The sequence below is a fragment of the Nocardia macrotermitis genome (genome assembly GCF_009604405.1).
Lineage (GTDB): Bacteria > Actinomycetota > Actinomycetes > Mycobacteriales > Mycobacteriaceae > Nocardia > Nocardia macrotermitis.
The window spans coordinates 348827-374054 of the sequence record NZ_WEGK01000001.1; the positions used below are offsets into that span (position 1 = coordinate 348827).

Sequence of the window (25228 nt, forward strand, 5' to 3'; positions counted from 1 at the left end):
CCGCCGCGACGAACCGGACAGCTGGGTGCGGTCGGGTCCCTCGGATGCGGACACCACATCGCGGATTGTTAGCGTCACATCCATGACCAGCACCGACGCACGTATCGCCCTGTCCGCGGCCGCCCTCGGATTCGTCGCCGAGCGGCATCTGGCCACCCTGACCACACTCCGCGCGGACGGCACCCCGCACATGGTGCCGATCGGCTTCACCTGGGACCAGGACTGCGGCATCGTCCGGATCATCACCTCCGGCGATACGGTCAAGGCCCGCAACGTCCGCCGCACCGGCTACGCCGCCGTCAGCCAGGTCGACGGCGCCCGCTGGCTGACCCTCGAGGGCCCCGCGGAGATCCTCACCGACCCCGAGGCGGTCCTGGAAGGCGAGCGCCGCTACGCCGAGCGCTACCGCACCCCGCGCGTCAATCCCGCCCGCGTCGTCATCGCCATCCGGCCCACTCGACTACTGAGCGGAGCGGCCCTGCGCGACTGAGCGGCCTCCGCGCGGCCGAGCGGCGTTCATACGATCGCCCGCGTCGGCCGAAGAACGTGGCTCGGACGGAAACCGTTGAAGCGCAAGCCATCAGCGGTCAGGCCGATGGTCACACGAGCAACCGGGCGGAACGCTTCCCACCGTGCGAAAAGATTCCCGAACTGCACGACAGACCTGATCCCGGCCAGGTTCGCATCCGACCTGACGGCTTCCGGTCGATACCGACCGTTACACGTTCACAAGCCGAGGTCAGAGCGCGGTCAGGCCGTGCGGGCGCTTGTTGACCGACTCGCAGCCGTCCTCGGTGACGATGACGATGTCCTCGATGCGGGCGCCCCACTCGCCCGGGAAGTAGATCCCGGGCTCGATGCTGAACGCCATGCCCGGTTCGAGCACGATGTCGTTACCGGCGACGATGTAGGGCTCCTCGTGTACCGACAGGCCGATGCCGTGTCCGGTGCGGTGGATGAAGGCATCGCCAAATCCGGCTCGCACCAACACATTTCGCGCGGCGGCGTCGACGGATTCGGCGGTCACACCGGGGCGCACGGATGCGACGGCCGCGGCCTGGGCCTGTTCCAGGATCGCGATGCGTTCGGCGATCTCGGGATCGGGCGCGCCGACGGCGTAGGTGCGGGTGGAGTCGGAGTTGTAGCCGGGTGCGACCGGGCCCCCGATGTCCACGACCACGATGTCGCCGGATTCGATCACACGGTCGGAGTGCTCGTGATGCGGAATCGCGCCGTTCGGGCCGCTGCCCACGATCACGAATTCGGGCTTGGTATGCCCCTCCTCGACGATCGCGGCCGCGATATCGTCTGCCACCTCTTCCTCGGTCCGCCCGGCCTGCAACCACTCCCCGACCCGCGCGTGCACGCGATCGATGGCTGCCCCCGCGCGGCGCAGCGCCTCGATCTCGCTGGCGTCCTTACGCATTCGCAATTCGCGCAGCACGGGCGTCGCCGACACCGGCAGCGCGTTGAGCACGTCCGCGATCGGCAGCAGATGCAGTGCGGGCATATTGTCGGCGACCGCGACCCGCGCACCGGCGTTGAGCGTCGCCTTGACGGTCTGGTACGGATTCACCCCGTCGACCCAGTCCACGAGTTGCACGCCGAGCGCGTCGGCCGCGGAATCCGCCAGACCCGCCGCCTCCAGTTTCGGCACGACCACCGACGGCGTCTCGCCGCTGGCGGGCACCACCAGACAGGTGAGCCGCTCGAACGACTGCGCGCGCGACCCGATCAGATACTCCAGATCCGGCCCCGGGGTGATCAGCAACGCGTCCAGATGCGCGGCCCGAACCAGCTGCGCCGCCCGCTCCAACCGGCTTCCGTACACCTCGGCCTCGAACCGTGATTCCGTATGCGCGCTCATGATCGACAACGGTACGCGCCCCGGCCGACCGCGACGCGGGCAACAGCGCAGGAGCCCGGCCTGTCGGACCCACCGGGTAGCGTCTGCGACCATGACCTCACCCGCCCGCGGTCCGCTGCTGCTGCTCGACGGTGCCAGCCTGTGGTTCCGCGCCTTCTACGCGATCCCGGAGAAGATCACCGCGCCCAGCGGCCAACCGGTCAACGCACTGCGCGGTTTCACCGATATGGTGGCGGCGCTGATCACCAAACACGCCCCGTCACGGCTGGTGGTCTGCCTGGACCTGAACTGGCGTCCGCAGTTCCGGGTGGATCTGGTCCCCTCGTACAAGGCCCACCGGCTCGACGATTCGGCGGGCGCGGCCCCCGGTGCCGAGGAGGTTCCCGACAACCTCACCCCCCAGGTCGACATGATCCTGGAGGTACTGGAGGCCGCCGGTATCGCCACGGCGGGCGCGGCCGGACTCGAGGCCGACGATGTGATCGGCACCCTGGCCACCCGCGAGTCCACCGACGAGGTCATCGTCGTCAGCGGTGACCGCGATCTGCTCCAACTGGTCCGCGACACCCCGCGACCACCCGTCCGGGTCTTCTACGTGGGTCGCGGCCTGGCCAAGGCCGAACTGTTCGGTCCCGCCGAGGTTTCCGCGAAATACGGTGTCCCCCAGGAGAACGCGGGCCCCGCCTACGCCGATATGGCCACCCTCCGCGGCGACGCCTCCGACGGCCTCCCCGGCGTGGCGGGCATCGGCGACAAATCCGCCGCCACCCTGATCACCCGCTTCGGCACCCTGGAAGCACTGATCGCCGCCGCCTCGAACCCGAACGCCGAACTGGCCCAAGGCATCCGGAACAAACTCAGCACGGCCCACGCCTACCTCGAGGCCGCCGCTCCCGTGGTGCGAGTGGTCCGCGACGCCGAGGTGACCCTCTCCCGCCCCGACGCTCTCCCCAGCACGCCCGCCACCCCCGACCGCCTGAGCACCCTCGCCACCACCTACAACGCCGAAAGCCCCGTCAAGCGCCTCGTCACCGCACTCGAAACCAACCCCGCGCACGCGCCGACGTAATCGTTCGGCGGCATCGGGCGCTCACACGTCCCGACACCTCACGATGCACCGATCACACTGAAACCATCACGCCGACAACAGAAATTCGGCGCGGCTCGCCCCCACATTCTCGAAACGCACGGACCCGAGCCTGCGATTCCGGCGTGCGACGACGAGCCACGCGGTACCGACGACCCGGCCGGAGCAACGCGGAGACGAGCACTCCCGCACCTACTCCGGCACCGGGCACGCCTCAGTTCGGCCGCCCCACCTCATAGGTCCCGTCCGACTTGGTGATCTTGATGGTCACACTCTTCTGCTCGCCGCCCACCTTCATCGAGCAGGTGAAAGTCTTCCCGACCTTCACTTCCTGCCCCGCCGGGCAACTCACGTTCTGCACGTCATCGATCCCGTAGGAGTCCTTCAGCACCTTCTGCACCCCGGACTGCACCGCACTGCTGTCCAGCTTGTCGCTGCCGAGGAAGACGACGGCCAGCACGACAGCCACCACGATCACGACCACCACACCGATACCGCCACCGATGAGCAGCCCGCGCCGCGACTTCTTGCCGCCGGTGGTCTGTAGCTGCGGTTCCTGACTCCACTGCCCGGACTGATTCCACTGCTGCGGTTGCTGCGGCGGCTGCCCCCACTGCTGCTGGGTCGCCTCCCACGGCTGCGCCTGCGCGGGCTGCTGCTGTGGCCACGAGGTCCCGCTGCCCTGCGCCCACTGCTGTCCGGCGGGCTGCTGACCACCCCACTGCTGGGTGGGATCGGCATTGCCGGTGGACTGCGGCGGCCAGGAGGTCTGCCCCGGCTGACTCCACTGCTGTTGCTGACCGGCCGGTTGCTGACCACCCCACTGCTGGGTCGGGTCGGCGGGCTGCTGACCGGTCCACTGCTGTGTCGGATCGCTACTGTGTCCCTCCCCTGGACCAGGGGTATCGTTCGGTCCAAACGGGCCGCTCATCTGCCTGCCTCCACTCGTCGTCGTACACACGCTTGCCCCCCCGCGTGAGGTCGTCAGTCGCTCACCACGGTCGGTACTCGCAAGCATCAAATCACAGTTCGACACCCGCTGTGTCCATTGGCATGGGCTCTCATGCCGAGTCCACCGCGACCACACCGCGACGGATCGCGCGAACCGCTTTCGCCGCCGTTCCCGCCACCTCGACATCGTCGGCGGTGTTGTGGATCTGGTCGAGCAGATCGATCACCTGACGGCACCACCGCACGAAGTCACCGGCCGAGAGCGCACTGCCCTGATCACCGCTGGCCAGCAGGGATTCGGCCAGGCCGTCGCCGCGCGCCCACTTGTGCAGGCCCGTCACGAAGCCCAGATCCGGTTCCCGGGTCGGGGTCAGTTTGTGCTGCGCCTCGTCGGTGCGCAGCTCACTCCACACGGTCATGGTCGACGCGACCGCGCGCCGAATCGGGGCGGTCGGCCCGGCGGGGCCCAGATACCCTGTCTCCTGGCGCGATTCGTAAACCAGCATCGACACCACCGCGGCCAGTTCGGCCGGTCCGAGCCCCCGCCAGACGCCCTGTCGCAGACATTCGGCGACCACCAGATCGGCCTCGGTGTAGATGCGGGCGAGCCGACGACCGTCACCGGTCACCTCGCCGGCCTCGTCCACATACCCGCGGTCGGTCAGCAACTCCACGATGCGATCGAACGTGCGGGCCAGCGAATTCGTCGCCGCGGACACCTTCTCGCGCATGGCCTCGGTCTCGCGCTGCACCCGGTTGTAGCGCTCCCCGATCCGCGCCAGCTGTTCCCGGTCCGGCCGCGCGTGCGCCGGATGCGAGCGCAACGCGCGCCGCAACGTGGCCAGCTCCCGGTCCTCGCCACCCTTGGATTTGGTGCCGCGACGCTGCCGACCGGGCGGGGTGATACCGGTGCTGCGCAGGGCCGAGGCGAGATCGCGACGAGTGCGCGCGGTCCGGTGATCCACGTGCCGCGGCAGCCGCATCCGCCCCAAAGGCTGTGCGGGCGTGGGGAAGTCGGCCGCGGAGATGCGTCCGGCCCACTTGTCCTCGGTCAGCACCAGCGGACGCGGATCGCCCGGGGACTGATCGGGTTCCAGGATCACCGCCAGGCCCTGACGCCGCCCGCTCGGAATGGCCACCACGTCACCTCGCCGCAGCGAGGTCAGCGACGCCACCGCCGCACCCCGACGATCGGCCCGGCCCTGACGCTCGATATCGCGCTCGCGCTGCGCGATCCGCTCCCGCAGCGACATGTACTCGAGGAAGCCGTCATGATCGATCTGCGAACGCAGCTTGCGCAACTGGCCCTCGTTGCGCTCGATGCCGCGCACCAGTCCGACCACGGAACGATCCGCCTGGAACTGCGCGAACGAACGTTCCAGCAGCGCCCGCGATTCCGTCGCGCCCATCCGATCGATCAGGTTGATCGACATGTTGTAGCCCGGACGGAACGAACTGCGCAGCGGATACGTGCGAGTCGAGGCCAGCCCCGCGACGGAACTGGTGTCCACGTCGGGATTCCACACCACCACCGCATGCCCCTCGACGTCGATACCGCGACGCCCGGCCCGTCCCGTGAGCTGGGTGTACTCCCCCGGCGTCAGTTCGGCGTGCGACTCGCCGTTGAACTTGACCAGCCGCTCCAGCACCACCGTCCGCGCGGGCATGTTGATGCCCAGAGCCAGTGTCTCCGTGGCGAATACGGCCCGCACCAGGCCGTTCACGAACAACTCCTCCACGGTGTGCCGGAAGGCCGGGAGCATCCCGGCGTGATGCGCGGCCAGCCCGCGGAACAGGCCCTCGCGCCACTCCCAATATCCGAGCACGTCCAGGTCCGCGCGCGGCAGATCCCCGGTGTGCTTGTCGATGATCGCCGCGACCCGCTCGTGGTCGTCGTCGCGACTCAGATCCAGCCGCGACCGCAGGCACTGTGCCAGCGCCCCGTCACAACCCGCGCGCGAGAAGATGAACGTGATCGCCGGAAGCAACCCCTCCTCGTCCAACCGCGCCAGCATCTCCGGACGATGCACCGGCCGGAAGTCCCGGCGTGGACCGCCGCGATGCCGCGGACCGTTCCAGCTGTTCATCCGGTCGGCTTCCTCGCGGTGCTTGATGTACCGCACCAGATCCTCGTCGACGAGGATCTTCTGGTCGCTGGACTTCTGGTCGAACAGATCGAACATCCGCCGCCCCACCAGCACGTGCTGCCACAGCGGCACCGGCCGGGTCTCGTCGACGATCACCGCGGTGTCCCCGCGCACGGTCTCCATCCACGCGCCGAACTCCTCGGCGTTGCTGACCGTCGCGGACAGGCTCACCAGCCGCACGTCCGGCGGCAGATGCAGGATGACCTCCTCCCACACCGCGCCGCGGAAACGGTCCGCCAGATAGTGCACCTCGTCCATGACGACGTACGACAACCCTTGCAGCGCATCCGAACCCGCGTACAGCATGTTCCGCAGCACCTCGGTGGTCATCACCACCACCGGCGCGTCCGGATGCAGCGACTGATCACCCGTGAGCAGACCGACCTGACCGCGACCGTACCGTTCGACCAGATCCGCGTACTTCTGATTCGACAGCGCCTTGATCGGCGTCGTGTAAAAACATTTGCCACCCGCGGCCCGGGCCAGATGCACCGCGAACTCACCGACGACCGTCTTACCGGCCCCGGTGGGCGCACACACCAGCACGCTGTGCCCAGCCTGCAACGACTCGCACGCCTGCTGCTGGAACGGGTCGAGCGTGAATGTCAGTTCGGCGGCGAATGCCGCGAGTTCGCCGATCGGCGACCGTAGTGCCACTCGTCAGAGCGTATCGGAGTAGTCCGACACCGGTCGCGGTGTTTTCTCCGAGGCATCGGGCACGATCGCCGCCGCCGAATCGATCGGCTGGGCCGCGCTCACCGGCTTCACGTCGCCGACCGCACCGTTTCCGGGCAGCGGGGACGCCTGCTCGTCGGACAACGCGCTCCAGTCCTCCCGCGACCGCGCACGACGCCTGTCGTTGATCCGCGACACCTGCACCGCCACCTCGAACAGCAACGTCAACGCGGCGGCCAGGGCCAGCATCGAGAACGGATCCTGCGGGGTGACGATCGCGGCGAAGACGAACAATCCGAAGATCATCCCGCGACGCCACTTCTTGAGCCGCTCGTAGGTCAGCACACCGATGGCGTTGAGCCCGACGATCAGCAGCGGCGTCTCGAAGCTGACGCCGAAGATGATCAGCAACTTGATGATGAACCCGAAGTACTGCGTACCGCTCAACGCCGTGATCTGCACGTTGTTGCCGATCGACATCAGGAACCGCAGCGCGTGGGCGACCACCCAGTACGCCAGCAGCGCGCCGAGCACGAACAGCAGCGCGCCGGAGGTCACGAAGCTGACCGCGTACTTGCGTTCCTTGGCGTACAGGCCCGGGGTGACGAAACCCCAGACCTGATACAGCCAGACCGGGCTGGCCAGCACGATTCCGGCGGTCAGACCGACCTTGAACCGGAGCATGAACTGCTCGAACGGCGCGGTCGCCAACAGCCGGCAGGCGCCGTCGGGGCTCAGATTCGCCCGCGAGGACGCGGGCAGCGAACAGTAGGGACCGCGCAGGATGTCACCCAGGCTGTGCACGCCGAGGAAGCCGTACTGGTACCACAGGAAACCCAGCGTGGTGGTGATCGCCACCGCGAGCAGCGCTTTGAGCAGCCGCGAGCGCAACTCCTCGAGATGTTCGACCAACGACATCGTGCCGTCGGGATTCGTTCTACGTCGGCTGCGCCGGGGGTCGAACGGAATGCGCATGGGATCTCAATGCCTCGCTGCTCGCCGGACGCCGGACCTGGACGACTCACCCGCCGCCGACACCCGGTGTATGCCGGTCCGGCGTGGGCGGAGTCGAGGAACCGGCTAGGCCTTGTGCACTTCCGGATTCACCTGCACCTGCGGGGCGGGCTGCACCGGCTGCGAGGTCGGCAGCTCCTGCGGGGTCGGCGCCGGGGCGGGCTGCTGCGGCGCGGGCTGCCCTCCCTCGGACTGCATCTCGCTCATCTCACTCTTGAAGATGCGCAACGAACGTCCGAGGCCACGAGCCGCGTCGGGCAGCCGCTTGGCGCCGAACAGCACCAACACCAGCACCGCGATGATGATCCAGTGCGTCGGGCCGAATGTACCCATCGATAACCTCCAAAGCTGTGGTAGGTCCGATGTTACCGGACCGGGTAGAACGATAACGCCCGTCAGGCGTCGTTCGACGGATGGGCGGTCGCTCGGGCGGCACGGGCTTTCGCCACACGCAACTCCGCGAGCAACTCCGCACCGCCCCAGCGGCGGGGATCACCGCGTTCGGCCACGCCGATCAGATCCACCAGACGGGCGTTGACCGGCGTCGACACCCCGACCATCCGCCCCAGGCTCACGATCTCCCCGGACAACCACGCGATCTCGGTCCTGCGGCCCAGCGCGAGATCGTCCGCCATCGAGGAGCGGGCCTGCGGATCCACCGCGACCACCCGTCCGGCGAGGCGGCTGAACAGCAGGTCGGGCGCGGTCAGCAGCCGCACCATCAGTCGCGGGGAGAGCAGCGTCAGCCGGGCCGGGCGGATCTGCGCGCGATCCATCACCGCCAGCGCCTCGGTCTGCGCGAGCGCCAGCGCGCGCCGGAAGTCGCGCTGCCCGAGTTCGGTGCGCAGCGGCAGCCCGGACAGGGCGTTGATCGGGTTGTTCAGATTGAGCAGTAGCTTGGCCCACTGCACCGGCAGCAGATCCGCGTGCCGATCCAGCGGCAGGCCCGCCCGCGCGAACAGCGGCGCGAACCGGTCGAGCGCCGGATCATCGGACACCGCCAGCCCGCCCGCGGTGCCGCGGTGGAAGGCTCCGAGGTCGCGGTGCACGACGTTGAACATCACCATCCCGGCCAGTACCACGCACGAGGGCAGGATCTCCTCGATCACGGTGTCGTTGCCGATGCCGTTCTGCAGGCTCAACACCACCGCGTCCGCGCGCACCCGGCCCACCAACTGTTCGGCCGACACCGCCGTCTGCGCGGATTTCACCGTGATCAGCACCAGATCCGCGGTCGCGGCCGAGGTGGGTTCGGCCGCCACGGCGAACGCGTCGGCGGCCACCCGGTCGTCACCGCCGTCGAGGTCGGTGAGCCGCAGCCCGTTCGCGGAGATCTCGTCCAGCAGCCGGGGACGTCCCACGAACGTGACGTCCGCACCGGCAGCCGCCAGTTTCCCGCCCACGAAAATTCCGATACTGCCAGCGCCGAGCACCGTCACTCGAAATGTCACGCGGGCCCTACCTCCTCGATCACACCGTCGCCGTAGTCGTCGTCCTCGGCCAGCGCGGCGTAGGCGTCCAGGGCTGCGCCCGAGCGCTCCCGGACCGCCGCGACCAGTTCGGGCGGCCCCAGCACGGTCACGCCGGAACCGAAGCCCAGCAGCAGCCGCGCCATCCAGTCCAGCGTCGCGAACCGCATCGTGGCCTCGACGTCGCCGCCCGGCAGCAGCGCGCCGCGCTGCATCGGATACTGATCCAGTACCCAGCCGTAGTCGGCGCGAATCCGCAAGTGCGCCAACGGAACCGTCGGCTCGTCGGAGAACAGGTCCAGCGCCGCCGCCTCGTCGGTGGCGTGGCTGGGCGGACGCGCCGGTTCGTCGAGTTCGGTGGCCTCCTCGATCCGATCGAACCGGAACAGCCGCACCCCCTCCGCGCGCCGGGACCACGCCTGTAGATAGGAGTTGTTGTCCACCAACACGATTCGGATCGGATCGACCACCCGCTCGGAGACCACATCGCGGCTCGCGGAGTAGTAGACCAACCGCAGCGCGCGTTTCGCGGCCAATGCCGACCGCACCGTCGTCACCGCCGGAGCCTCCGGTGGCGCCACCGATTCCGGGCCCGCCGACGTGCCGCCGCCCACGATGGCCGCCTCGATCTTGGCCAGCGCCGCATGCGCGGCCGTCGGATCCACCATGCCTGGCAGATCCGCGATCGAGCGCAGCGCCACCAGCAACGCGGTCGCCTCGGTCGAGGTCAACCGCAGCGGCCGATCGATGCCCGCGGAGAAGGTGACCTCGACGCTCTCCTCGGAGAACGACAGGTCGATCAGATCGCCCGGACCGTATCCGGGCAGGCCGCACATCCACAGCTGATTGAGGTCGTTCATCAGCTGTTTGGTCGTCACGCCCAGATCCTCGGCGGCTTCCGCGGCGCTGATCCCCGGATTCGCCAGGAAGTACGGAACCATGTTCAGCAGGCGGGACAGCCGCGTGGACAGCCGGCTGCTGTTCACCTTGCTGCTTCTGGGCGTCATGCCGGAACCTCGGTGCGTTCGAGCACCGACCGCAACCGCTCCACGACATCCGCGCGCAACTGGGCCGGGGCCAGGACCAGCGCATCGGGGCCGAGTCCGGTGATCAACCGGGCCAGCCAATCGCGCGACCGCACCGGCACCTCCACCACCGCGCCCGGCCGACCGGCGACCTCGCGGTCCTCCACCACCGCGCCGAGCCGACGGATCTCCTGACCGCGCCCGTCTGCCACCCAGACCGTGGCCGTCCCGGTCACCGGAGCCGCACCGGTCACCCGGGCGACCATCGCGCGCAGATCCGCGCCCTCGGGCTTGCGCACCGCGTTCTCCGGACCGTACGCCGTGACATCCGCACCGATCCGGGACAACCGGAAGGTGCGGACCGCGTCGCGAATCCGATCGTGCCCGACCAGATACCAGCGGCCGTGATGGGTGACCACACCCCAGGGCTCCACATCGCGCATCAGATACGGCGCGTTGTGCGAGTTGCGGTGTTCGAATCGGACCGCGCGTCCGGCGTCGATGGCAGCCAGCAGTTTGCCCAGCGCCGCCTCCGAGCCGCGGGTACGGGCGGGGACCGCGGGCACCGAGGCCAGCGCCGCCTCGGGTTCGACGTGAATTCCGGCGGCCCGCAATTTCAGCACCGCGCCCTCGGCCGCGGCGGCCAGTTCGGGAGACTCCCACAGCTGCACCGCCACCGCGACGGCGGCGGCCTCCTGGCTGGTCAGATCGATATCGGGAAGTTCGTAGGCGTCCCGATTGATCCGGTACCCCTCCTGGTTGGTGTACCGGCCGACCGGACCGACCTCGAGCGGAATGCCCAGATCGCGCAGCTCGTTCTTGTCCCGCTCGAACATCCGGCTGAACGCCTCGTCGCTGGCCGAGTCCTCATATCCCGCGACGCTGTCACGAATACGTTCGGCGCTCAGGAACTGCCTGGTCGAGAGCAGCGCGATAACCAGATTCATCAGCCGCTCGACCTTGGATATCGCCACTCGGACAAGAGTAATGCGATCGCGCGCATCGATGTGCGCTGGTATCGCAATTTTCGACGGATGCACCCCTTCGCCGACAGCTCGGACGATCCGCGCCGTGCTACCAGTTGGTGTCGCCGTGGTAGTTGTCGCCCGTCGCCCGGTTCCAGGCGGCGTCGACGGTGCGATCGACGGCCCGATTCACCGGGGCCTCCACGGCCCGGGAGATTTTCGAGCCCCAGTAGTCCGGCCGCAGCCAGGGCAGATAGAGCACACCGCCGACCAGCATGACCCCCACGCCGACCCCGAGGATCTTCAACGCAGTCGTCCGCTCGTGCCCGAGCACGTCCGCGTCACAGCTCCCCGGCAGGCGCGAGGCCGCGCAGTGGGTCCCGAACGTGTCGACCAGTTCGCCACCGCCGACGACTACGGCACACAATCCGGCGACCACCAGCAGCGTCGCCCACCAGGTCCGGAGAATCCGACCGAGAAAATCCCCGAACCACCCGATGACGCGGCCCGCGATACCCAGACCGCGCTCCAGCCGATCCACGGCCGACGACTCACTCACCGCTGTGCCCCTCCCCGATTTCACCGAATCTCCACTGCCAACGCAGTTTTGCACAGAACTACGCAGAACTCACATCGACGCGATCACGTGATCCACTCGCTCGTCGACCGATCGGCATCGACGCAGCCTTGCACAGCACCACACACCGTCACATCGACGCAATCAGACGATCCACTCGCTCGTCGACCGATCGGCATCGACGCAACCTTGCACAGCACCACACACCGTCACATCGACGCAATCAGACGATCCACTCGCTCGTCGACCGATCGGCATCGACGCAACCTTGCACAGCACCACACACCGTCACATCGACGCGATCAGACGATCCACTCGCTCGTCGACCGATCGGCATCGACGCAGCCTTGCACAGCACCACACACCGTCACATCGACGCAATCAGACGATCCACTCGCTCGTCGACCGATCGGAACGGGTCCTTGCACAGCACGGTGCGCTGGGCCTGGTCGTTCAGCTTCAGGTGCACCCAGTCGACGGTGAAGTCGCGACCCGCCTCCTGGGCGGCGGTGATGAAATCGCCGCGCAGCTTGGCGCGGGTGGTCTGCGGCGGGGTCGTGACGGCCGCGTCGACCGTCTCGTCCTCGGTGACCCGCTTGGCCAAACCTTTGCGCTGCAACAGATCGAAGACGCCGCGACCACGCTTGATGTCGTGATACGCCAGATCCAGCTGGGCGATCTTGGGATCGGACAGGTCCATGCCATACCGGTCCTGATAGCGCTGGAACAGCTTGCGCTTGATCACCCAGTCGATCTCGGTGTCGACCTTCGCGAAATCCTGCGCCTCGACCGCGTCGAGGGTGCGGCCCCACAGATCCACCACGGCGTCCACCTGCGGATCCCGGTCGCGGTTGCGCAGATGCTCGACCGCGCGGGCGTAGTACTCGCGCTGGATGTCCAGGGCGCTGGCCTGCCGTCCGCCTGCCAGGCGAACCTGATGCTTGCCGGTGAGATCGTGCGACACCTCGCGGATCGCCCGAATCGGGTTGTCCAGGGCGAAGTCCCGGAACGAGACGCCCGCCTCGATCATCTCCAGCACCAGCGACGCGGTGCCGACCTTGAGCATCGTGGTGGTCTCGGACATGTTCGAATCGCCGACGATCACATGCAGCCGCCGGTACTTCTCGGCGTCGGCGTGCGGCTCGTCGCGGGTGTTGATGATCGGCCGCGAGCGCGTCGTCGCCGAGGACACGCCCTCCCAGATGTGCTCGGCCCGCTGCGACAGGCAGAACGTCGCCGCCTTGGGCGTCTGCAGGATCTTGCCCGCACCGCAGATGAGCTGACGCGTCACCAGGAACGGCAGCAGCACATCGGAGATCCGCGAGAATTCACCGGCACGCACGACCAAGAAGTTCTCGTGGCAGCCGTAGGAGTTGCCCGCCGAGTCGGTGTTGTTCTTGAACAGATAGATATCGCCGCCGATACCCTCCTCCGCCAAGCGCTGCTCGGCGTCGATCAGCAACTCCTCGAGCACTCGTTCACCCGCACGATCGTGGGTGACCAACTGCACCAGGCTGTCGCACTCGGCCGTCGCATACTCCGGGTGGGATCCGACATCGAGGTAGAGCCGGGCACCGTTGCGGAGGAATACGTTCGAGCTACGGCCCCAGGAAACCACCCGGCGGAACAGATACCGGGCCACCTCGTCAGGGCTCAACCGACGGTGGCCGTGGAACGTACACGTGACCCCGAATTCGGTCTCGATCCCCATAATTCGTCGCTGCACACCATCGACATTACAACCAACACATCATCGAAAGTGGCTGTGCGAGCAAGTGGTTGCATACGTCTTCACAACGATTTCACGGGTGAAGGACCGGATTTACAATCCGGACCCACGCAACGGCAAGGCCCCTTACACTCGCGCGCTGCGAGTGTAAGGGGCCCGGGCACACCGGATTACGCGACCGCTACGAGTTCGACGGATCTCCCGCCGACGGCGTCTGCGGCTCGGCCGAATCGTCGGACTTCCCGGCCGATTCGGCATCCGCGTCGGCATCGCTCTCGCGATTCCCGGCCAGCAGGGCCTCCAGGGTCGCGGGCGGGATGCGACGGAAGGCCCGCCGCGGACGCGACTGCTCGAGGGTGGCGACCTCGAGCGAGCCGACCCCGAGGGTCCGCTTCTCCTTGTCCGCACCGTCCGGAGTGGCCTTCTGCAGGGCCTGCACAGCGGTCTCGATCGCGCTGCTCAGGTCCAGGCCCGGACGGTAGGTCTCCTTCAGCGCGGTCGCGATGGGATCGGTATTGCCGCCCATCACCACGTATTCGCGCTCGTCCACGATGGAGCCGTCGAAATTGATCCGATAGAGCACCGAGTTCTTGGACTGCTCGGGATAACCGACCTCGCCGATGCAGATCTCCACCTCATAGGGCTTGAGCTGATCGGTGAAGATGGTGCCCAGGGTCGAGGCGTACACGTTGGCCAGGGCCCGGCCGGTGACGTCGCGCCGGTCGTACTGGTAACCACGCAGGTCGGCCTGCAGGATGCCGCCCCGGCGCAGACTCTCGAACTCGTTGTACTTGCCGACCGCAGCGAATCCGATGCGGTCGTACAACTCGCTGATCTTGTTCAACGTCGCCGACGGGTTCTCCGCGACGAACAACACACCCTTGTCGTACACCAACGCCACGACACTGCGGCCCCGTGCGATCCCCTTGCGCGCAAGTTCGGTCTTGTCGCGCATGATCTGTTCGGCCGACGCATAGTACGGCAGTGTCATGCTGGAGCGCTCCCTTCTGCTGCCTCGCGCTCATCCACCAACGACCGCGCGATCTGTGCCAACCGCTCCTCGGAGACCTCCACCGCACCCTCGGCGTCGATCAGGACCGCGGTCGGGTAGATCCCGCGCAGCAGGTCCGGACCGCCGGTGGCGGTGTCGTCGTCGGAGGCGTCGAGCAGCGACTGCACCGCGATCCGCAGGGCCTGATCGGCGTCCAGGCCGCGACGGTAGGTCTTCTTCAGCGAGGATTTGGCGAACATCGAACCCGAACCGGTGGACGCGTAGCCGAAACGCTCCTCGGTGCGGCCGCCGACCACGTCGTAGGACACGATGCGACCGGCGTGATCCGGATCGCCGGCCTCCTGGTCGTATCCGGCCAGCAGCGGCACGGCGGCCATGCCCTGCATGGCGGCGGGCAGGTTGTCGCGCACCATCCTGGACAGCTTGTTGGCCTTACCGTCGAAGGTCAGCGAAACGCCCTCGATCTTCTCGTAATGCTCCAACTCCACCGCGAACAGCCGGATCATCTCGACCGCCACGCCCACCGTGCCCGCGATCCCGGCCGCGGAATAGGTGTCGGTGATGTACACCTTGTCCATATCGCGGCTGGCCAGCAGGTTGCCCTGGGTCGCGCGGCGATCGCCCGCGATCAGCGCACCGCCGTGGTACGTGATCGCGACGATCGTGGTGCCGTGCGGGGCCAGATCCTGCGACGCCGCCCCGCTGGGGGCGGCGTCACCGGTATTGCCGAATCTGTTGGCGGGCAACAGTTCCGGAGCCGACCGGCGCAGATGTTCGGTGAACGACGACAGCGCGTACCCCGTGTGGAGCCGCATGGGGTCACCTGAGGTCACTGGCCGCCCTTCTGAACGTACGCGCGCACGAAGTCTTCCGCGTTCTCCTCGAGGACGTCATCGATCTCGTCGAGCAGGTCGTCGGTGTCCTCCGCCAGTTTCTCGCGGCGCTCCTGCCCCGCGGCATCGACGCCGGCGGCGTCGTCGTCCTCGTCGCCGCCACCGGCGCGCTTGGTCTGCTCTTGTGCCATAGCAGCCGACCTCCTCTGTACCTGATCATCGGCGAGCACCGGACAACTCCGATGCTCGTCCCTCAACACTACCCAGCAGCGCCGACAAGATCCCGGATTACCTCGCAATGTGCCCGCGCCGCAACGTGACGGCGACCGGGTATCCCGTTCGGTGCGACGAGGATTCGGCCGCCGTGCGCGCGACTAGGTGGTCAGCTGTTCGACCAGTTCCGCCGCGGTGTGCACACCGTCCAGCAGCTTGCCGACGTGCGATTTGGTGCCGCGCCGGGGCTCGAGGGTGGGGATGCGCACCAGCGAGTCGCCACCCAGATCGAAGATCACCGAATCCCAGCTCGCGGCCGCGATGTCGCCGCCGAACCGGCGCAGGCACTCACCCCGGAAGTAGGCGCGCGTGTCGGTGGGCGGGTTGGTCATCGCGTCCAGCACCTGCTGCTCGGTGACCAGCCGCTGCATCGAACCGCGGGCGACCAGGCGGTTGTACAGACCCTTGTCCAAACGCACATCGGAGTACTGCAGGTCCACCAGGTGCAGTTTGGGTGCGGCCCAGCCCAGGTTCTCGCGGTTGCGCATACCCTCGAGCAGGCGCAGTTTGGCGGGCCAGTCGAGCAGGTCGGCGCATTCCAGCGGATCGCGCTCGAGCAGGTCCAGCACGTGCGCCCACTTCTCCAGCAGATCGGTCACGCGCGGATCGTCGGTGCCCTCACGGCTGTGGTACTTGCCCACCCGATCGAGGTAGATCCGTTGCAGCGCAAGGCCGGTCAGCTCGCGGCCGTCCGACAGCGCGACCGTGGCGCGCAGCGTCGGATCGTGGCTGATGGTGTGCACCGCGGTCACCGGGCGCGCCAGTTGCAGATCGGTCAGATCCTCCCCGGCCTCGATCAGGTCGAGCACCAGGGCCGTGGTGCCGACTTTGAGGTAGGTGGACCATTCGGCGAGGTTGGCGTCGCCGATGATGACGTGCAGGCGGCGGTACTTGTCGGCGTCGGCGTGCGGCTCGTCGCGGGTGTTGATGATGCCGCGCTTGAGCGTGGTCTCCAGGCCGACCTCGACCTCGATGTAATCCGCGCGCTGGGACAGCTGGAATCCGGCCGTGTCGCCGGACTGCCCGATGCCGACCCGGCCCGATCCGCAGATCACCTGGCGGGAGGCGAAGAACGGGGTCAGCCCGACGATGATCTGGTTGAACGGCGTATCGCGGCTCATCAGATAGTTCTCGTGGGTGCCGTAGGAGGCGCCCTTGCCGTCGACGTTGTTCTTGTACAACTGCATCGGGGCCGCGCCCGGGACGCTCGAGGCGTAGCGCGCGGCGGCCTCCATCACCCGCTCGCCGGCCTTGTCCCAGATCACCGCGTCCAGCGCGTCGGTGACCTCGGGCGCGGAGTACTCGGGGTGCGCGTGGTCGACGTAGAGCCGGGCCCCGTTGGTGAGGATCATGTTCGCCGCGCCGACCTCGTCGGCGTCGATCACGGGGGCGGGCCCGTTGAGGCGGCCCAGATCGAAACCACGGGCGTCGCGCAGCGGCGATTCCACCTCGTAGTCCCATCGGGTTCGCTTGGCCCGGGGCACGCCCTCGGCGGCGGCGTACGCCAGCACCGCCTGGGTGGAGGTGAGAATCGGGTTGGCCGAGGGCTCCGACGGCGTGGAGATCCCGTACTCGACCTCGATTCCGATGATGCGCTGCATGAGTTGAATCGTAACCGCGCCGGGCGGCGGCACCCGGGCGGGCGGTGCGCGGAACCGTGTCCGAACGGCCGGTGAACGGTTCGTACGGCGTGTGTTCCCGGCGCGGCGAACAACGCGTCTGTGCAGGCACCGGCCGATTCCCAGGTGTCGGTGGGCTGTGCCATCATGCCCATATCCACACTGTGGCAGCGAATATCGGCCACGGCGCGGACCAGACATTGCGCTCGGTTGTTCGTCCGGAATCTCGATGTCGCGAGTAATGGGGGTAGAGAAATGTCGATACCGCGTACCGACCTCGTCGTCGACGCCGCACCGGCGCCACGGCCCGGCCGCTGGCGGGGCGCGTCCACCTATGTGCTGGCCGGGTTGCTGGCGCTCGGGCTGATCTTCGCCGGGCGGTTGTCCGGCTGGATCGGTTCGAGCCCGGACCTGCAAACCGCCACAACGGTTTTCACCGGCGTCTTCGTGCAGGCGGTGCCGTTCCTGGTCCTGGGCGTGTTGATCAGTGGTTCGATCGCGGCCTTCGTCTCCCCCGAGTTGCTGCGAAAGTTGCTGCCGCGCAATCGAACCGCGGCCATCGGCGCGGCCGGGCTGGCCGGTATCGCGCTGCCCGGGTGTGAATGCGGTGTCGTCCCGGTCGCCCGGCGGCTGATGGATCAGGGGGCGCCCGGCGCGGCCGCCTTCGCCTTCCTGCTCTCCGCGCCGGCGGTGAATCCGGTGGTGCTGATCGCCACCGCGGTGGCCTTTCCCGGTCAGCCCGGGATGGTCGCGGCGCGGTTCACCGGATCGCTGGCCACGGCCTTCGTCATGGGATATCTGTGGGCCCGGTTCGGCCGTCCGGAGTGGCTCGCGGTCCGGCCGCGCGGGCATGACCACTGTGCGGCCGGGCGTTCGCGGTGGGCCGTGTTCGCCGAGGCCGCGCGGCACGACTTCCTGCAGGCCGCGGCCTTTCTGGTGATCGGGGCGATGGCCGCGGCGGCGCTGCACGTCCTGGTTCCGCCGACGTGGTATCGCCAGCTGTCCGGGCAGCTGCTGATCTCGATCGGGGTGCTCGCGCTGCTGGCGGTGGTGCTCGCGCTGTGTTCGGAGGCCGATGCCTTCGTGGCCTCGAGCATGTCCGGACTGCCGCTGCTGCCCCGGCTGGTGTTCCTTGTGGTCGGCCCGGCCGTGGACGTGAAGTTGTTCGCCATGCAGGCGGGCACCTTCGGACGACGTTTCGCGCTGCGGTTCGCACCGGCGACGTTCGTGGTCGCGACGGTGTGCGGATCGGCCGCCGGATATCTGTTCCTGGGGGCGCGATGAACCGGGCCGCGCAGAATTTCGTCCTGCTGCTGATCGGTGCGGCGGTGTTGAAGATCGCCCTGGACGGCACCTTCCTGCGCTATGTGCGGCCGGGTCTGCACCCGTATCTGGTGGCCAGCGGGGTCGTGCTGGTACTGCTCGCCGCGGTCGCGATCGTGCGCGATATTCGTGGCCGCGAGGAGCACGACCACCATTCCGGGCGGTCGCAGTGGCTGCTGCTCGCGCCGATCACCGCGCTGTTGATCGTCGTCCCGCCCGCACTGGGTGCGTCCTCGGTGCAGTCCGGTGCGACCACGCAGGCCGCGATCGCCGGACCGGCCTCGGGCGGGAAGGTGCGCTTCGCGCCGCTGCCCGCGGGCGAGGCGCCGACCATCCGGATGTACGACCTGATCGATCGCGCCGCCTACGATTCCAGCGGCGAACTGGACCGGCGGGAGATCACGGTGCTGGGCTTCGTCATTCGCACCGATGAGGACGGCAGTGCGCGCACCGACGGCAGTCGCGGCGGATTCGATCTGGCGCGCGTCGTGATCACCTGCTGTGTCGCCGACGCGCAGACCCTGCGTATCCATCTCGGCGGCGCGATCGACTCGCTACCGGACGACACCTGGGTTTCGGTGCGGGGCAAGGTCGTTCCGGACAGCGCCACCCCGGCGAACAATATGACCCCGACCCTCACCGTGACGCGGTTGCAGACGATCCCCGCGCCCGCCCGGGTCTACGGATAGCGCGGAGGGCGCGCTCAGGAGGCCGAACTCTCGGGGCTCGCCAGCAGTACCGCGACGGGCGTGTCCCGGGCGAGTGGGACACCCAGGCTCCGCGCGTTGCCCTCGAACAGCGCCAACACCGATTCGGTGAGAATGCCCTCGATCTGCTCGCAGGTCAGGGCGGTCGCCGAATCCGCGCGCCAGCTGTTGACCACGCCGTCCACCAAACCGACCACACCGAAGGCCATCGGCCGGGCACTGGCGGGATCGATCCCGAACCGTGCCAGCGAGGAGGTGAACAGATCCGCCAGGCGGCCGCCGATCCGGTCCCGGGCTCCCGCGATCGCCCGCGAGGAATCTCCCCGCGGTGCCGTGCCGTCCAGGAACCGGTGCAGGTTGGGATGCCGATCCACCCACTCGACGTAGGTGCCGACCGCACCGCGCACCGCGTCGCGCACGGTGCCGTCGGCGCGCAGCGCGGGCATCAACTCGTCCAGCAACGCTTCCAGGATGCGGCGGCGAATCTGCTCGTCCAGATCCGCGCGCCCGTCGAAATGCCGGTACACCACCGGGCGCGGCAGCCGCAGCCGATCCGCGATCTGCTGCACCGAGACCTCCGCGCCGCACTCCTCGATCACCTCGATCGCGGCGTCCAGCACCGCGGCGCGCCGCTGCTCCTTGTGCCCGTTCCAGCGGGTGCTACGACCGTCGACGGTCGCCCGGGTGCCCGAGGCGGCTCGTCTCGACGCCGACTGCCCGCTCACGACCGAACCGCACTGGTACGCGACCGCACTCCGCGCTGTCCCGATGGGTTCATTCGCAACTCCACTTCACCGACGGTCGTCCGCCGAACACGAAACATGTTGTGCCGAGGGCCTACTCGTGATCACGGCACAACGATTCTCCGCGCCCGGGTCACAGCATCGAGCGCAGTGACTGTTCGTCCCGGGCGACGACCGCGCCGCTGCTGTTCGCAACGATCGGGCGCTGGATCAGCTTCGGATGCTGGGCGAGAGCCTCGATCCAGCGCTCGCGGTCCTCGGTTGTGCGCGGCCACCCGGCGATACCGAGTTCCTTCGCCACATCCTCGCCGGTGCGGGTGATGTCCCAGGGCTCGAGTCCGAGGCGGTCCAGCATCGTCCGGAGTTCCGCCGCGCTGGGCGCATCCTCGAGATAACGCCGCTCGGTATAGGAGATCCCGGCATCGTCCAGTGCCTGCTTGGCCGCACGACTCTTGGAACAGCGCGGGTTGTGCCAGATCTCCATCTGCTCGGATGTCATGTTCGCACCCTAGCCCGGCCGGACACCGGACCGGCAGTCCCGCCTGCCGGTCCCGGCCGCCGTGGACTCAGCCGCGTCGGCCACCACCGCTGGGCAGGAATCCACCCGACGCGTCCCGACCGCCGTTGCGCTGCCCCTGCCGAGGCCGCCGCGCCGGCGCACCGGACCGATCCGACCCGCCGGAGGGAGCGTGCTGGGAAGCCGACCGCTCACGACCGTTCCGCGCGGCGCCGCCACGGTGCCCATCCTCACCACGACCGCCGCGTGAAGCGTCACCCGAGGCACTGCCGCGACGTCCCGCCGCACCGCCGTGCCCACCGTTCGAATACGACTCCCGCGCGTCGGACCGCACCGCGTGCCCGGCCCGATCCCCCGCGCCCCGACCACCTTCGGACCGACCGAATTCGTTCCGAGCCCGCCCGGACGTCGCATTCCCCTGCCGCGCAACGGAATCCGCGGCATCGCGCCGTCGCGACCTGCCACCTTCGGCCCCGGCGCCCCGGTCGGCGCGCCCGCCGCGCGACGGGTCTCCCGGCGCGCCGCGATCCGCGCTGTTGTCCCAGCCGCGCCGCGTCCCGTTGCCGAACGACGCGTCTCCCTTACCGGCAGCACGCGAATCCCCGTTCGAGCCGCGACCACGCGGACCGCCCGAGCGAGACCGCCCGGTCGAGGACTGCGCGGAGTCGTCGCGGCGGCGGAACCCGCTCCGATCGACATCCGAATCCGTGTTCGCCGAACGCCCGGCGGCGGACTGCGCACCACCGACCTTGTCACCACGCCCGTTCCGGACAGGTGCGACGGCTTCGCCGGCGCGCCCCTTACGCGCCGGAGAATCGATCCGGGCACCCGAACGCTTTGTCCGCGTGGAGGTTCCAGCCGACGACTTCGGCGCGGCAGCCGACGGCACGACCACCGGCGCGACGACGCCGACCAGTTCACCTACCTCCCGCGACGACGCGGTCACCGACTGCGGGCGCACGGTGATGGCGGCCTTGCGCAGCAGTGCGGCGGTGTCCTTGCGCTGATCGGGCAGCACCAGGGTGACCACATCGCCCGCACTGCCCGCGCGGGCGGTGCGGCCGGAACGGTGCAGGTACGCCTTGTGCTCGGCGGGCGGATCCACGTGCACCACGAGTTCGACCCCGTCCACGTGCACACCGCGCGCGGCCACATCGGTGGCCACCAGTACGCGCGCGGTGCCCTCGGCGAAGGCCGCCAGGTTGCGGTCGCGGGCGTTCTGGGCCAGGTTGCCGTGCAGGTCGACGGCCGGAATCCCTTCGGCGGTCAGCGTTTTCGCGAGTTTGCGGGCCTGATGCTTGGTCCGCATGAACAGGATTCGCCGACCGCTGCCCGAGGCGAGCGCGCGCACCACGTCCTTCTTCACCGCCGGACTCGCGACCTCGAAGACGTGGTGCGTCATCGCGGCCACCGGCGAATGCGCCTCGTCCACCGAGTGCAGCACCGCATCGGGCAGGAAGCGTTTGACCAGTTTGTCGACCCCGTTGTCCAGGGTCGCCGAGAAGAGCAGCCGCTGACCATCCGCGGGCGTTGCGGCGAGAATCCGGGTGACGCCGGGCAGGAAGCCCAGGTCGGCCATGTGATCGGCCTCATCGATCACGGTGATCCCGACATTGCCGAGATCCACCAGCCGCTGACGCATCAGATCCTCGAGTCGCCCCGGGCAGGCCACGACGATGTCGGCGCCCGCCGCCAGCGCCTTGACCTGGCGGTTCTGCGAGACACCGCCGAATACGGTGGTGACCGTCATCGAGTACGCGGCGACCAGCGGTTCCAGCGCGGTCGCGATCTGGGTGGCGAGTTCCCTGGTCGGAGCCAGGATCAGTCCGGCGGGGCGATGCGGCCGCGCGGTGCCGGCGAGGTCACCGGCGAGCCGGGCCACCACGGGGATGGCGAATGCCAGCGTTTTGCCGCTGCCGGTCCGCCCGCGGCCCAGTACATCGCGGCCCGCAAGGGTGTCGGGCAGGGTGTCGGCCTGAATGGGGAACGGCGCGGCGATTCCGGCGTCCCGCAGGGCCCCCACGAGTGTGGCCGGTACGCCGAGCGCGGCGAAGGACGTGGTCGCGGCAGCGCCGGACGCGGATTCGGTCGAGTTCACGGAAATGTCGATGTCTTTCGAACAGGGTGCCGCGACGCGACGAATATCTGTTTCGCGCGGGCACACGGTGGCGAGATGGCCGATGGGCCATATCGATCGCCGCAAGGAGAGCCGGTGCCACAGCGCTGATACGCGGTGAGAGCAATCTACGACGCCGGATACGGACGTGCCGCATCCTTCGATCATGATAGCCCAGCCATTGCCCCGGGACGATCCGGTGTAGCGACTATCACGAATTTTTCTGCCCGCCGAGCAATTTTTCTCATCGAGCACTCTTGCCCGATGGGCACTTTTGCGTCAGACTGGGTGCATGGCCGACGAGCAGTCACTTGGACTTCGGGAACGCAAGAAGCTCGACACCCGCAGGGCGTTGAGCGACGCGGCACTCGAACTGATGCTGGAGCGCGGCCTGGAAAACATTGTCCGCGAGGACATCGCCGCGCGGGCCGGGGTCTCGGTCCGCACCTACAACAACTATTTCTCCAGTAAATTCGAGGCGCTGGCCTATCGGCAGATCGAGCGCGGGCTCCGCGCCGCGGATCTGCTGCGCGAACGCCCCGCCGAGGAACCGCTCTGGACCGCGATCACCGAAGCGGTGATCGCCCCCTACGATGCCGACGGCGCGAGCTGGGGTCCCCCCACACCGGCCATCCTCGCCGAGGTCCGCAAACTGGTCACCGCCCCGGAGATGTACGCCGCCTTCATGCGCGGCACGGGCGATGAGTTCACCGCCGCGGTGGCGGCACGCACCGGCACCGCACCCACCGATCTGTATCCGAAACTGGTTGCGGCAGCGGTCAATGCCGCGTTCATCGCCGCGACCGACGTCTACGTCCACGCCGACCCGCCCCAGATCGTGACCACGATCCTGCGACGGGCGCTGACCGAGGTGTCCCGGGGGCTCCCGGACCCCCGCGTCTGACCCACCGGACACCGAAAACCACACGGCGGTAGCGCATTCGGCGCTGCCGTGATCCACCGTGCCCTTCTCCACCCAGAAGGCGCAGATATCGACAGGGGTTGATCTCGTCATGTCCGAAACAGCAACCGACGTCATCGTTTCCGGGGCGGGGCCGAACGGCCTGATGCTCGCCTGCGAACTCGCCCTGGCAGGCGTCCGGCCGATCGTGCTGGACCCGCTCGCGGGGCCGAGCCCCGAGCCCAAGGCCAACGGCCTGGTGGGCCAGGTGGTTCGGATGATGGATATCCGAGGGTTGTTCTCCCCCAACGAGTTCGAGATCTTCGATTCCTCCCGGGCCGAGCATCCCGAACCGCTGCCGCATTACATCTTCAGTGGTATCCCGCTGGAACTCGCCGCGCTACAGCACAATCCGATGTACGGCTGGTCGATCCCGCAGCCGCGCCTGATCGAACTGTTGACCGCGCGCGCCGAGGAGCTCGGCGTGCGGATCCGCTGGGGCAACCGGCTCATCGACTTCCGGGCCGACGACGAGCAGGTCGTCGCGACGGTGCAGGGTCCCGAGGGGCCGTACGAGCTCACCGCCGACTATCTGGTCGGCGCGGACGGCGGAAAGAGCCTGGTGCGCAAGCAACTCGGCATCGCGTTCCGTGGCACCAGCTCCGAGGATCGGATCGCCCGCTTCGCGCATGCGCGGGTTCCGGAGGAGCTGCGGACCGAGGACGGCGGCATCGACATCCCCGGGGCGGGCCGATTCACCTTCGGCCACAACAGAGTCGAGCGCGGCATGTTCATCTACGCCGAGATGACCCCGGGACGTCCGCTGATCGGGGCGACCGAGCACGGTTGTGATCCCGTCCCCGACGACGAGCCGGTCACGTTCGACGAGGTGCGTCGGTCGATCGAGCGGGTCCTGGGCGTACCGGTGCCGATCGAACCGCCTACGGGGCCGGGCCCACATGCGTTGCGCCGCTTGGTCGGTCAGAACACCCTGCTCGCCGAGCACTACCGGCGGGGCCGGGTGCTGCTGGTCGGCGATTCCGCCCATGTGCACTCGTCGATGGGTGGTCCCGGCCTGAATCTGGGTTTGCAGGACACCATCAATCTGGGCTGGAAGCTGGGCTCGGTGGTGCGTGGTGACGCGCCGGAGGATCTGCTGGATACCTATGAGAGCGAACGCCATCCGGTCGCCGAGCGGGTCATGATGCACAGCCTCTCGCAGACCGCGCTGATCGCTCCCGGGCCCGAGGTGACCGCGCTGCGCGAACTCTTCGGCGAACTCATGGAGCTGCCCGAGGTCGCGAACCATCTCGCGAATCTGCTTGCGGGATCGGATGTTCGGTACGACATCGGCGACGATCATCCGCTGGCGGGCCGACTGGTACCGGATCTCACCGTGACGACCGAGGACGGGTCGGTCCGAGTGGACGAACTGCTGCGCACGGCACGTCCGATCCTGCTCGACCTGTCCGGTGGGGCGGCCCCGCACGCCCGGGAATGGGCCGACCGCGTCGACATCGTCGACGCCACCGCGGACCACGCGCCCGCAGCGGCGATGTTGATCCGGCCGGACGGGTATATCGCCTGGGCTACACAGGATTCCGACGCCGACGGGTTGCGCGCGGCCTTGGCCCGCTGGTTCGGGCCCGCCCGCGCGCTGGCCGAGGTGGCGGACTGA

General features: G+C 68.5%; 23 protein-coding genes. 6 read left to right on the top strand and 17 right to left on the bottom strand.

Going from position 1 to position 25228, the window contains the following annotated elements:
- The first annotated feature begins 82 nt into the window (after positions 1–82).
- On the top strand, positions 83–490 hold the full coding sequence (locus NRB20_RS01490; protein WP_153407344.1) for a PPOX class F420-dependent oxidoreductase: 408 nt from the start codon (positions 83–85) through the stop codon (positions 488–490).
- Between the two features lie 249 nt (positions 491–739).
- On the opposite strand, the gene NRB20_RS01495 is transcribed toward NRB20_RS01490, so the two are convergent.
- Positions 740–1867, bottom strand: coding sequence for a M24 family metallopeptidase (locus NRB20_RS01495; RefSeq protein ID WP_153407345.1), 1128 nt, complete (start codon positions 1865–1867; stop codon positions 740–742).
- A 91-nt stretch (positions 1868–1958) separates the two neighbouring features.
- On the opposite strand from NRB20_RS01495, the gene NRB20_RS01500 reads away from it, so the two are divergent.
- Complete coding sequence (locus NRB20_RS01500) at positions 1959–2936, top strand: 5'-3' exonuclease (RefSeq protein ID WP_153407346.1); 978 nt, start codon at positions 1959–1961, stop codon at positions 2934–2936.
- Positions 2937–3168: 232 nt separating this feature from the next.
- Here NRB20_RS01500 and NRB20_RS01505 read toward each other — a convergent pair whose 3' ends face one another.
- From NRB20_RS01505 to dop, 13 genes are all read right to left on the bottom strand, one after another.
- Positions 3169–3885, bottom strand: coding sequence for a DUF4333 domain-containing protein (locus NRB20_RS01505; protein ID WP_153407347.1), 717 nt, complete (start codon positions 3883–3885; stop codon positions 3169–3171).
- A gap of 130 nt (positions 3886–4015) precedes the next feature.
- The gene (locus tag NRB20_RS01510; protein ID WP_319944314.1) at positions 4016–6709 is read right to left on the bottom strand and encodes a DEAD/DEAH box helicase; all 2694 of its coding nucleotides are present in this window, start codon (positions 6707–6709) and stop codon (positions 4016–4018) included.
- Positions 6710–6712: 3 nt separating this feature from the next.
- Positions 6713–7702 carry a twin-arginine translocase subunit TatC gene (gene tatC, locus NRB20_RS01515; RefSeq protein ID WP_153407348.1) on the bottom strand — a complete coding sequence of 330 codons (990 nt, stop codon included), beginning with the start codon at positions 7700–7702 and terminating at the stop codon, positions 6713–6715.
- Between the two features lie 105 nt (positions 7703–7807).
- A complete protein-coding gene (tatA, locus tag NRB20_RS01520; protein ID WP_153407349.1) occupies positions 7808–8074 on the bottom strand; it encodes a Sec-independent protein translocase subunit TatA in 267 nt (88 codons plus the stop codon).
- A 62-nt stretch (positions 8075–8136) separates the two neighbouring features.
- On the bottom strand, positions 8137–9192 hold the full coding sequence (locus NRB20_RS01525) for a 2-dehydropantoate 2-reductase (protein ID WP_319944315.1): 1056 nt from the start codon (positions 9190–9192) through the stop codon (positions 8137–8139).
- Positions 9189–10217, bottom strand: coding sequence for a helix-turn-helix transcriptional regulator (locus NRB20_RS01530; RefSeq protein WP_153407350.1), 1029 nt, complete (start codon positions 10215–10217; stop codon positions 9189–9191). Before NRB20_RS01530 ends, NRB20_RS01525 begins: the two co-directional genes overlap by 4 nt.
- Entirely contained in the window at positions 10214–11209 is a 996-nt protein-coding gene (locus NRB20_RS01535; protein ID WP_319944316.1) for a helix-turn-helix transcriptional regulator, read from the bottom strand. The genes NRB20_RS01530 and NRB20_RS01535 overlap by 4 nt, the downstream gene beginning before the upstream one ends.
- Positions 11210–11309: 100 nt before the next feature.
- Entirely contained in the window at positions 11310–11759 is a 450-nt protein-coding gene (locus NRB20_RS01540) for a hypothetical protein (RefSeq protein WP_153407351.1), read from the bottom strand.
- A 385-nt stretch (positions 11760–12144) separates the two neighbouring features.
- On the bottom strand, positions 12145–13503 hold the full coding sequence (gene pafA, locus NRB20_RS01545; RefSeq protein WP_319944317.1) for a Pup--protein ligase: 1359 nt from the start codon (positions 13501–13503) through the stop codon (positions 12145–12147).
- A 184-nt stretch (positions 13504–13687) separates the two neighbouring features.
- The gene (gene prcA / locus NRB20_RS01550; protein WP_153407353.1) at positions 13688–14497 is read right to left on the bottom strand and encodes a proteasome subunit alpha; all 810 of its coding nucleotides are present in this window, start codon (positions 14495–14497) and stop codon (positions 13688–13690) included.
- A complete protein-coding gene (gene prcB, locus NRB20_RS01555) occupies positions 14494–15333 on the bottom strand; it encodes a proteasome subunit beta (RefSeq protein ID WP_153407354.1) in 840 nt (279 codons plus the stop codon). Before prcB ends, prcA begins: the two co-directional genes overlap by 4 nt.
- Positions 15334–15347: 14 nt before the next feature.
- A complete protein-coding gene (locus NRB20_RS01560) occupies positions 15348–15542 on the bottom strand; it encodes a ubiquitin-like protein Pup (protein ID WP_153407355.1) in 195 nt (64 codons plus the stop codon).
- A gap of 183 nt (positions 15543–15725) precedes the next feature.
- Positions 15726–17225, bottom strand: coding sequence for a depupylase/deamidase Dop (gene dop, locus NRB20_RS01565; RefSeq protein WP_153407356.1), 1500 nt, complete (start codon positions 17223–17225; stop codon positions 15726–15728).
- A gap of 273 nt (positions 17226–17498) precedes the next feature.
- On the opposite strand from dop, the gene NRB20_RS01570 reads away from it, so the two are divergent.
- Complete coding sequence (locus NRB20_RS01570; RefSeq protein WP_153407357.1) at positions 17499–18527, top strand: permease; 1029 nt, start codon at positions 17499–17501, stop codon at positions 18525–18527.
- Entirely contained in the window at positions 18524–19255 is a 732-nt protein-coding gene (locus tag NRB20_RS01575) for a TIGR03943 family putative permease subunit (RefSeq protein ID WP_153407358.1), read from the top strand. The genes NRB20_RS01570 and NRB20_RS01575 overlap by 4 nt, the downstream gene beginning before the upstream one ends.
- 14 nt (positions 19256–19269) lie before the next feature.
- On the opposite strand, the gene NRB20_RS01580 is transcribed toward NRB20_RS01575, so the two are convergent.
- From NRB20_RS01580 to NRB20_RS39200, 3 genes are all read right to left on the bottom strand, one after another.
- The gene (locus tag NRB20_RS01580; protein WP_319944318.1) at positions 19270–19998 is read right to left on the bottom strand and encodes a TetR/AcrR family transcriptional regulator; all 729 of its coding nucleotides are present in this window, start codon (positions 19996–19998) and stop codon (positions 19270–19272) included.
- A gap of 151 nt (positions 19999–20149) precedes the next feature.
- A complete protein-coding gene (locus NRB20_RS01585) occupies positions 20150–20515 on the bottom strand; it encodes an arsenate reductase family protein (protein WP_153407359.1) in 366 nt (121 codons plus the stop codon).
- A gap of 67 nt (positions 20516–20582) precedes the next feature.
- Positions 20583–22631: a DEAD/DEAH box helicase gene (locus NRB20_RS39200; protein ID WP_319944319.1), complete on the bottom strand. Its 2049-nt coding sequence runs from the start codon at positions 22629–22631 to the stop codon at positions 20583–20585.
- A gap of 310 nt (positions 22632–22941) precedes the next feature.
- On the opposite strand from NRB20_RS39200, the gene NRB20_RS01595 reads away from it, so the two are divergent.
- Positions 22942–23553, top strand: a complete 612-nt coding sequence (locus NRB20_RS01595; RefSeq protein ID WP_153407360.1) for a TetR/AcrR family transcriptional regulator — start codon at positions 22942–22944, stop codon at positions 23551–23553.
- 109 nt (positions 23554–23662) lie between these two features.
- Positions 23663–25228, top strand: a complete 1566-nt coding sequence (locus tag NRB20_RS01600) for an FAD-dependent monooxygenase (RefSeq protein ID WP_153407361.1) — start codon at positions 23663–23665, stop codon at positions 25226–25228.

Excerpts from the sequence above, each read along its gene's own strand:
- NRB20_RS01490 (WP_153407344.1), top strand. The coding sequence starts at position 83 with ATGACCAGCACCGACGCACGTATCGCCCTGTCCGCGGCCGCCCTCGGA.
- NRB20_RS01495 (WP_153407345.1), bottom strand. The coding sequence starts at position 1,867 with ATGAGCGCGCATACGGAATCACGGTTCGAGGCCGAGGTGTACGGAAGC.
- NRB20_RS01500 (WP_153407346.1), top strand. The coding sequence starts at position 1,959 with ATGACCTCACCCGCCCGCGGTCCGCTGCTGCTGCTCGACGGTGCCAGC.
- NRB20_RS01505 (WP_153407347.1), bottom strand. The coding sequence starts at position 3,885 with ATGAGCGGCCCGTTTGGACCGAACGATACCCCTGGTCCAGGGGAGGGA.
- tatC (WP_153407348.1), bottom strand. The coding sequence starts at position 7,702 with ATGCGCATTCCGTTCGACCCCCGGCGCAGCCGACGTAGAACGAATCCC.
- tatA (WP_153407349.1), bottom strand. The coding sequence starts at position 8,074 with ATGGGTACATTCGGCCCGACGCACTGGATCATCATCGCGGTGCTGGTG.
- NRB20_RS01530 (WP_153407350.1), bottom strand. The coding sequence starts at position 10,217 with ATGACGCCCAGAAGCAGCAAGGTGAACAGCAGCCGGCTGTCCACGCGG.
- prcA (WP_153407353.1), bottom strand. The coding sequence starts at position 14,497 with ATGACACTGCCGTACTATGCGTCGGCCGAACAGATCATGCGCGACAAG.
- prcB (WP_153407354.1), bottom strand. The coding sequence starts at position 15,333 with ATGCGGCTCCACACGGGGTACGCGCTGTCGTCGTTCACCGAACATCTG.
- NRB20_RS01560 (WP_153407355.1), bottom strand. The coding sequence starts at position 15,542 with ATGGCACAAGAGCAGACCAAGCGCGCCGGTGGCGGCGACGAGGACGAC.
- dop (WP_153407356.1), bottom strand. The coding sequence starts at position 17,225 with ATGCAGCGCATCATCGGAATCGAGGTCGAGTACGGGATCTCCACGCCG.
- NRB20_RS01570 (WP_153407357.1), top strand. The coding sequence starts at position 17,499 with ATGTCGATACCGCGTACCGACCTCGTCGTCGACGCCGCACCGGCGCCA.
- NRB20_RS01575 (WP_153407358.1), top strand. The coding sequence starts at position 18,524 with ATGAACCGGGCCGCGCAGAATTTCGTCCTGCTGCTGATCGGTGCGGCG.
- NRB20_RS01585 (WP_153407359.1), bottom strand. The coding sequence starts at position 20,515 with ATGACATCCGAGCAGATGGAGATCTGGCACAACCCGCGCTGTTCCAAG.
- NRB20_RS01595 (WP_153407360.1), top strand. The coding sequence starts at position 22,942 with ATGGCCGACGAGCAGTCACTTGGACTTCGGGAACGCAAGAAGCTCGAC.
- NRB20_RS01600 (WP_153407361.1), top strand. The coding sequence starts at position 23,663 with ATGTCCGAAACAGCAACCGACGTCATCGTTTCCGGGGCGGGGCCGAAC.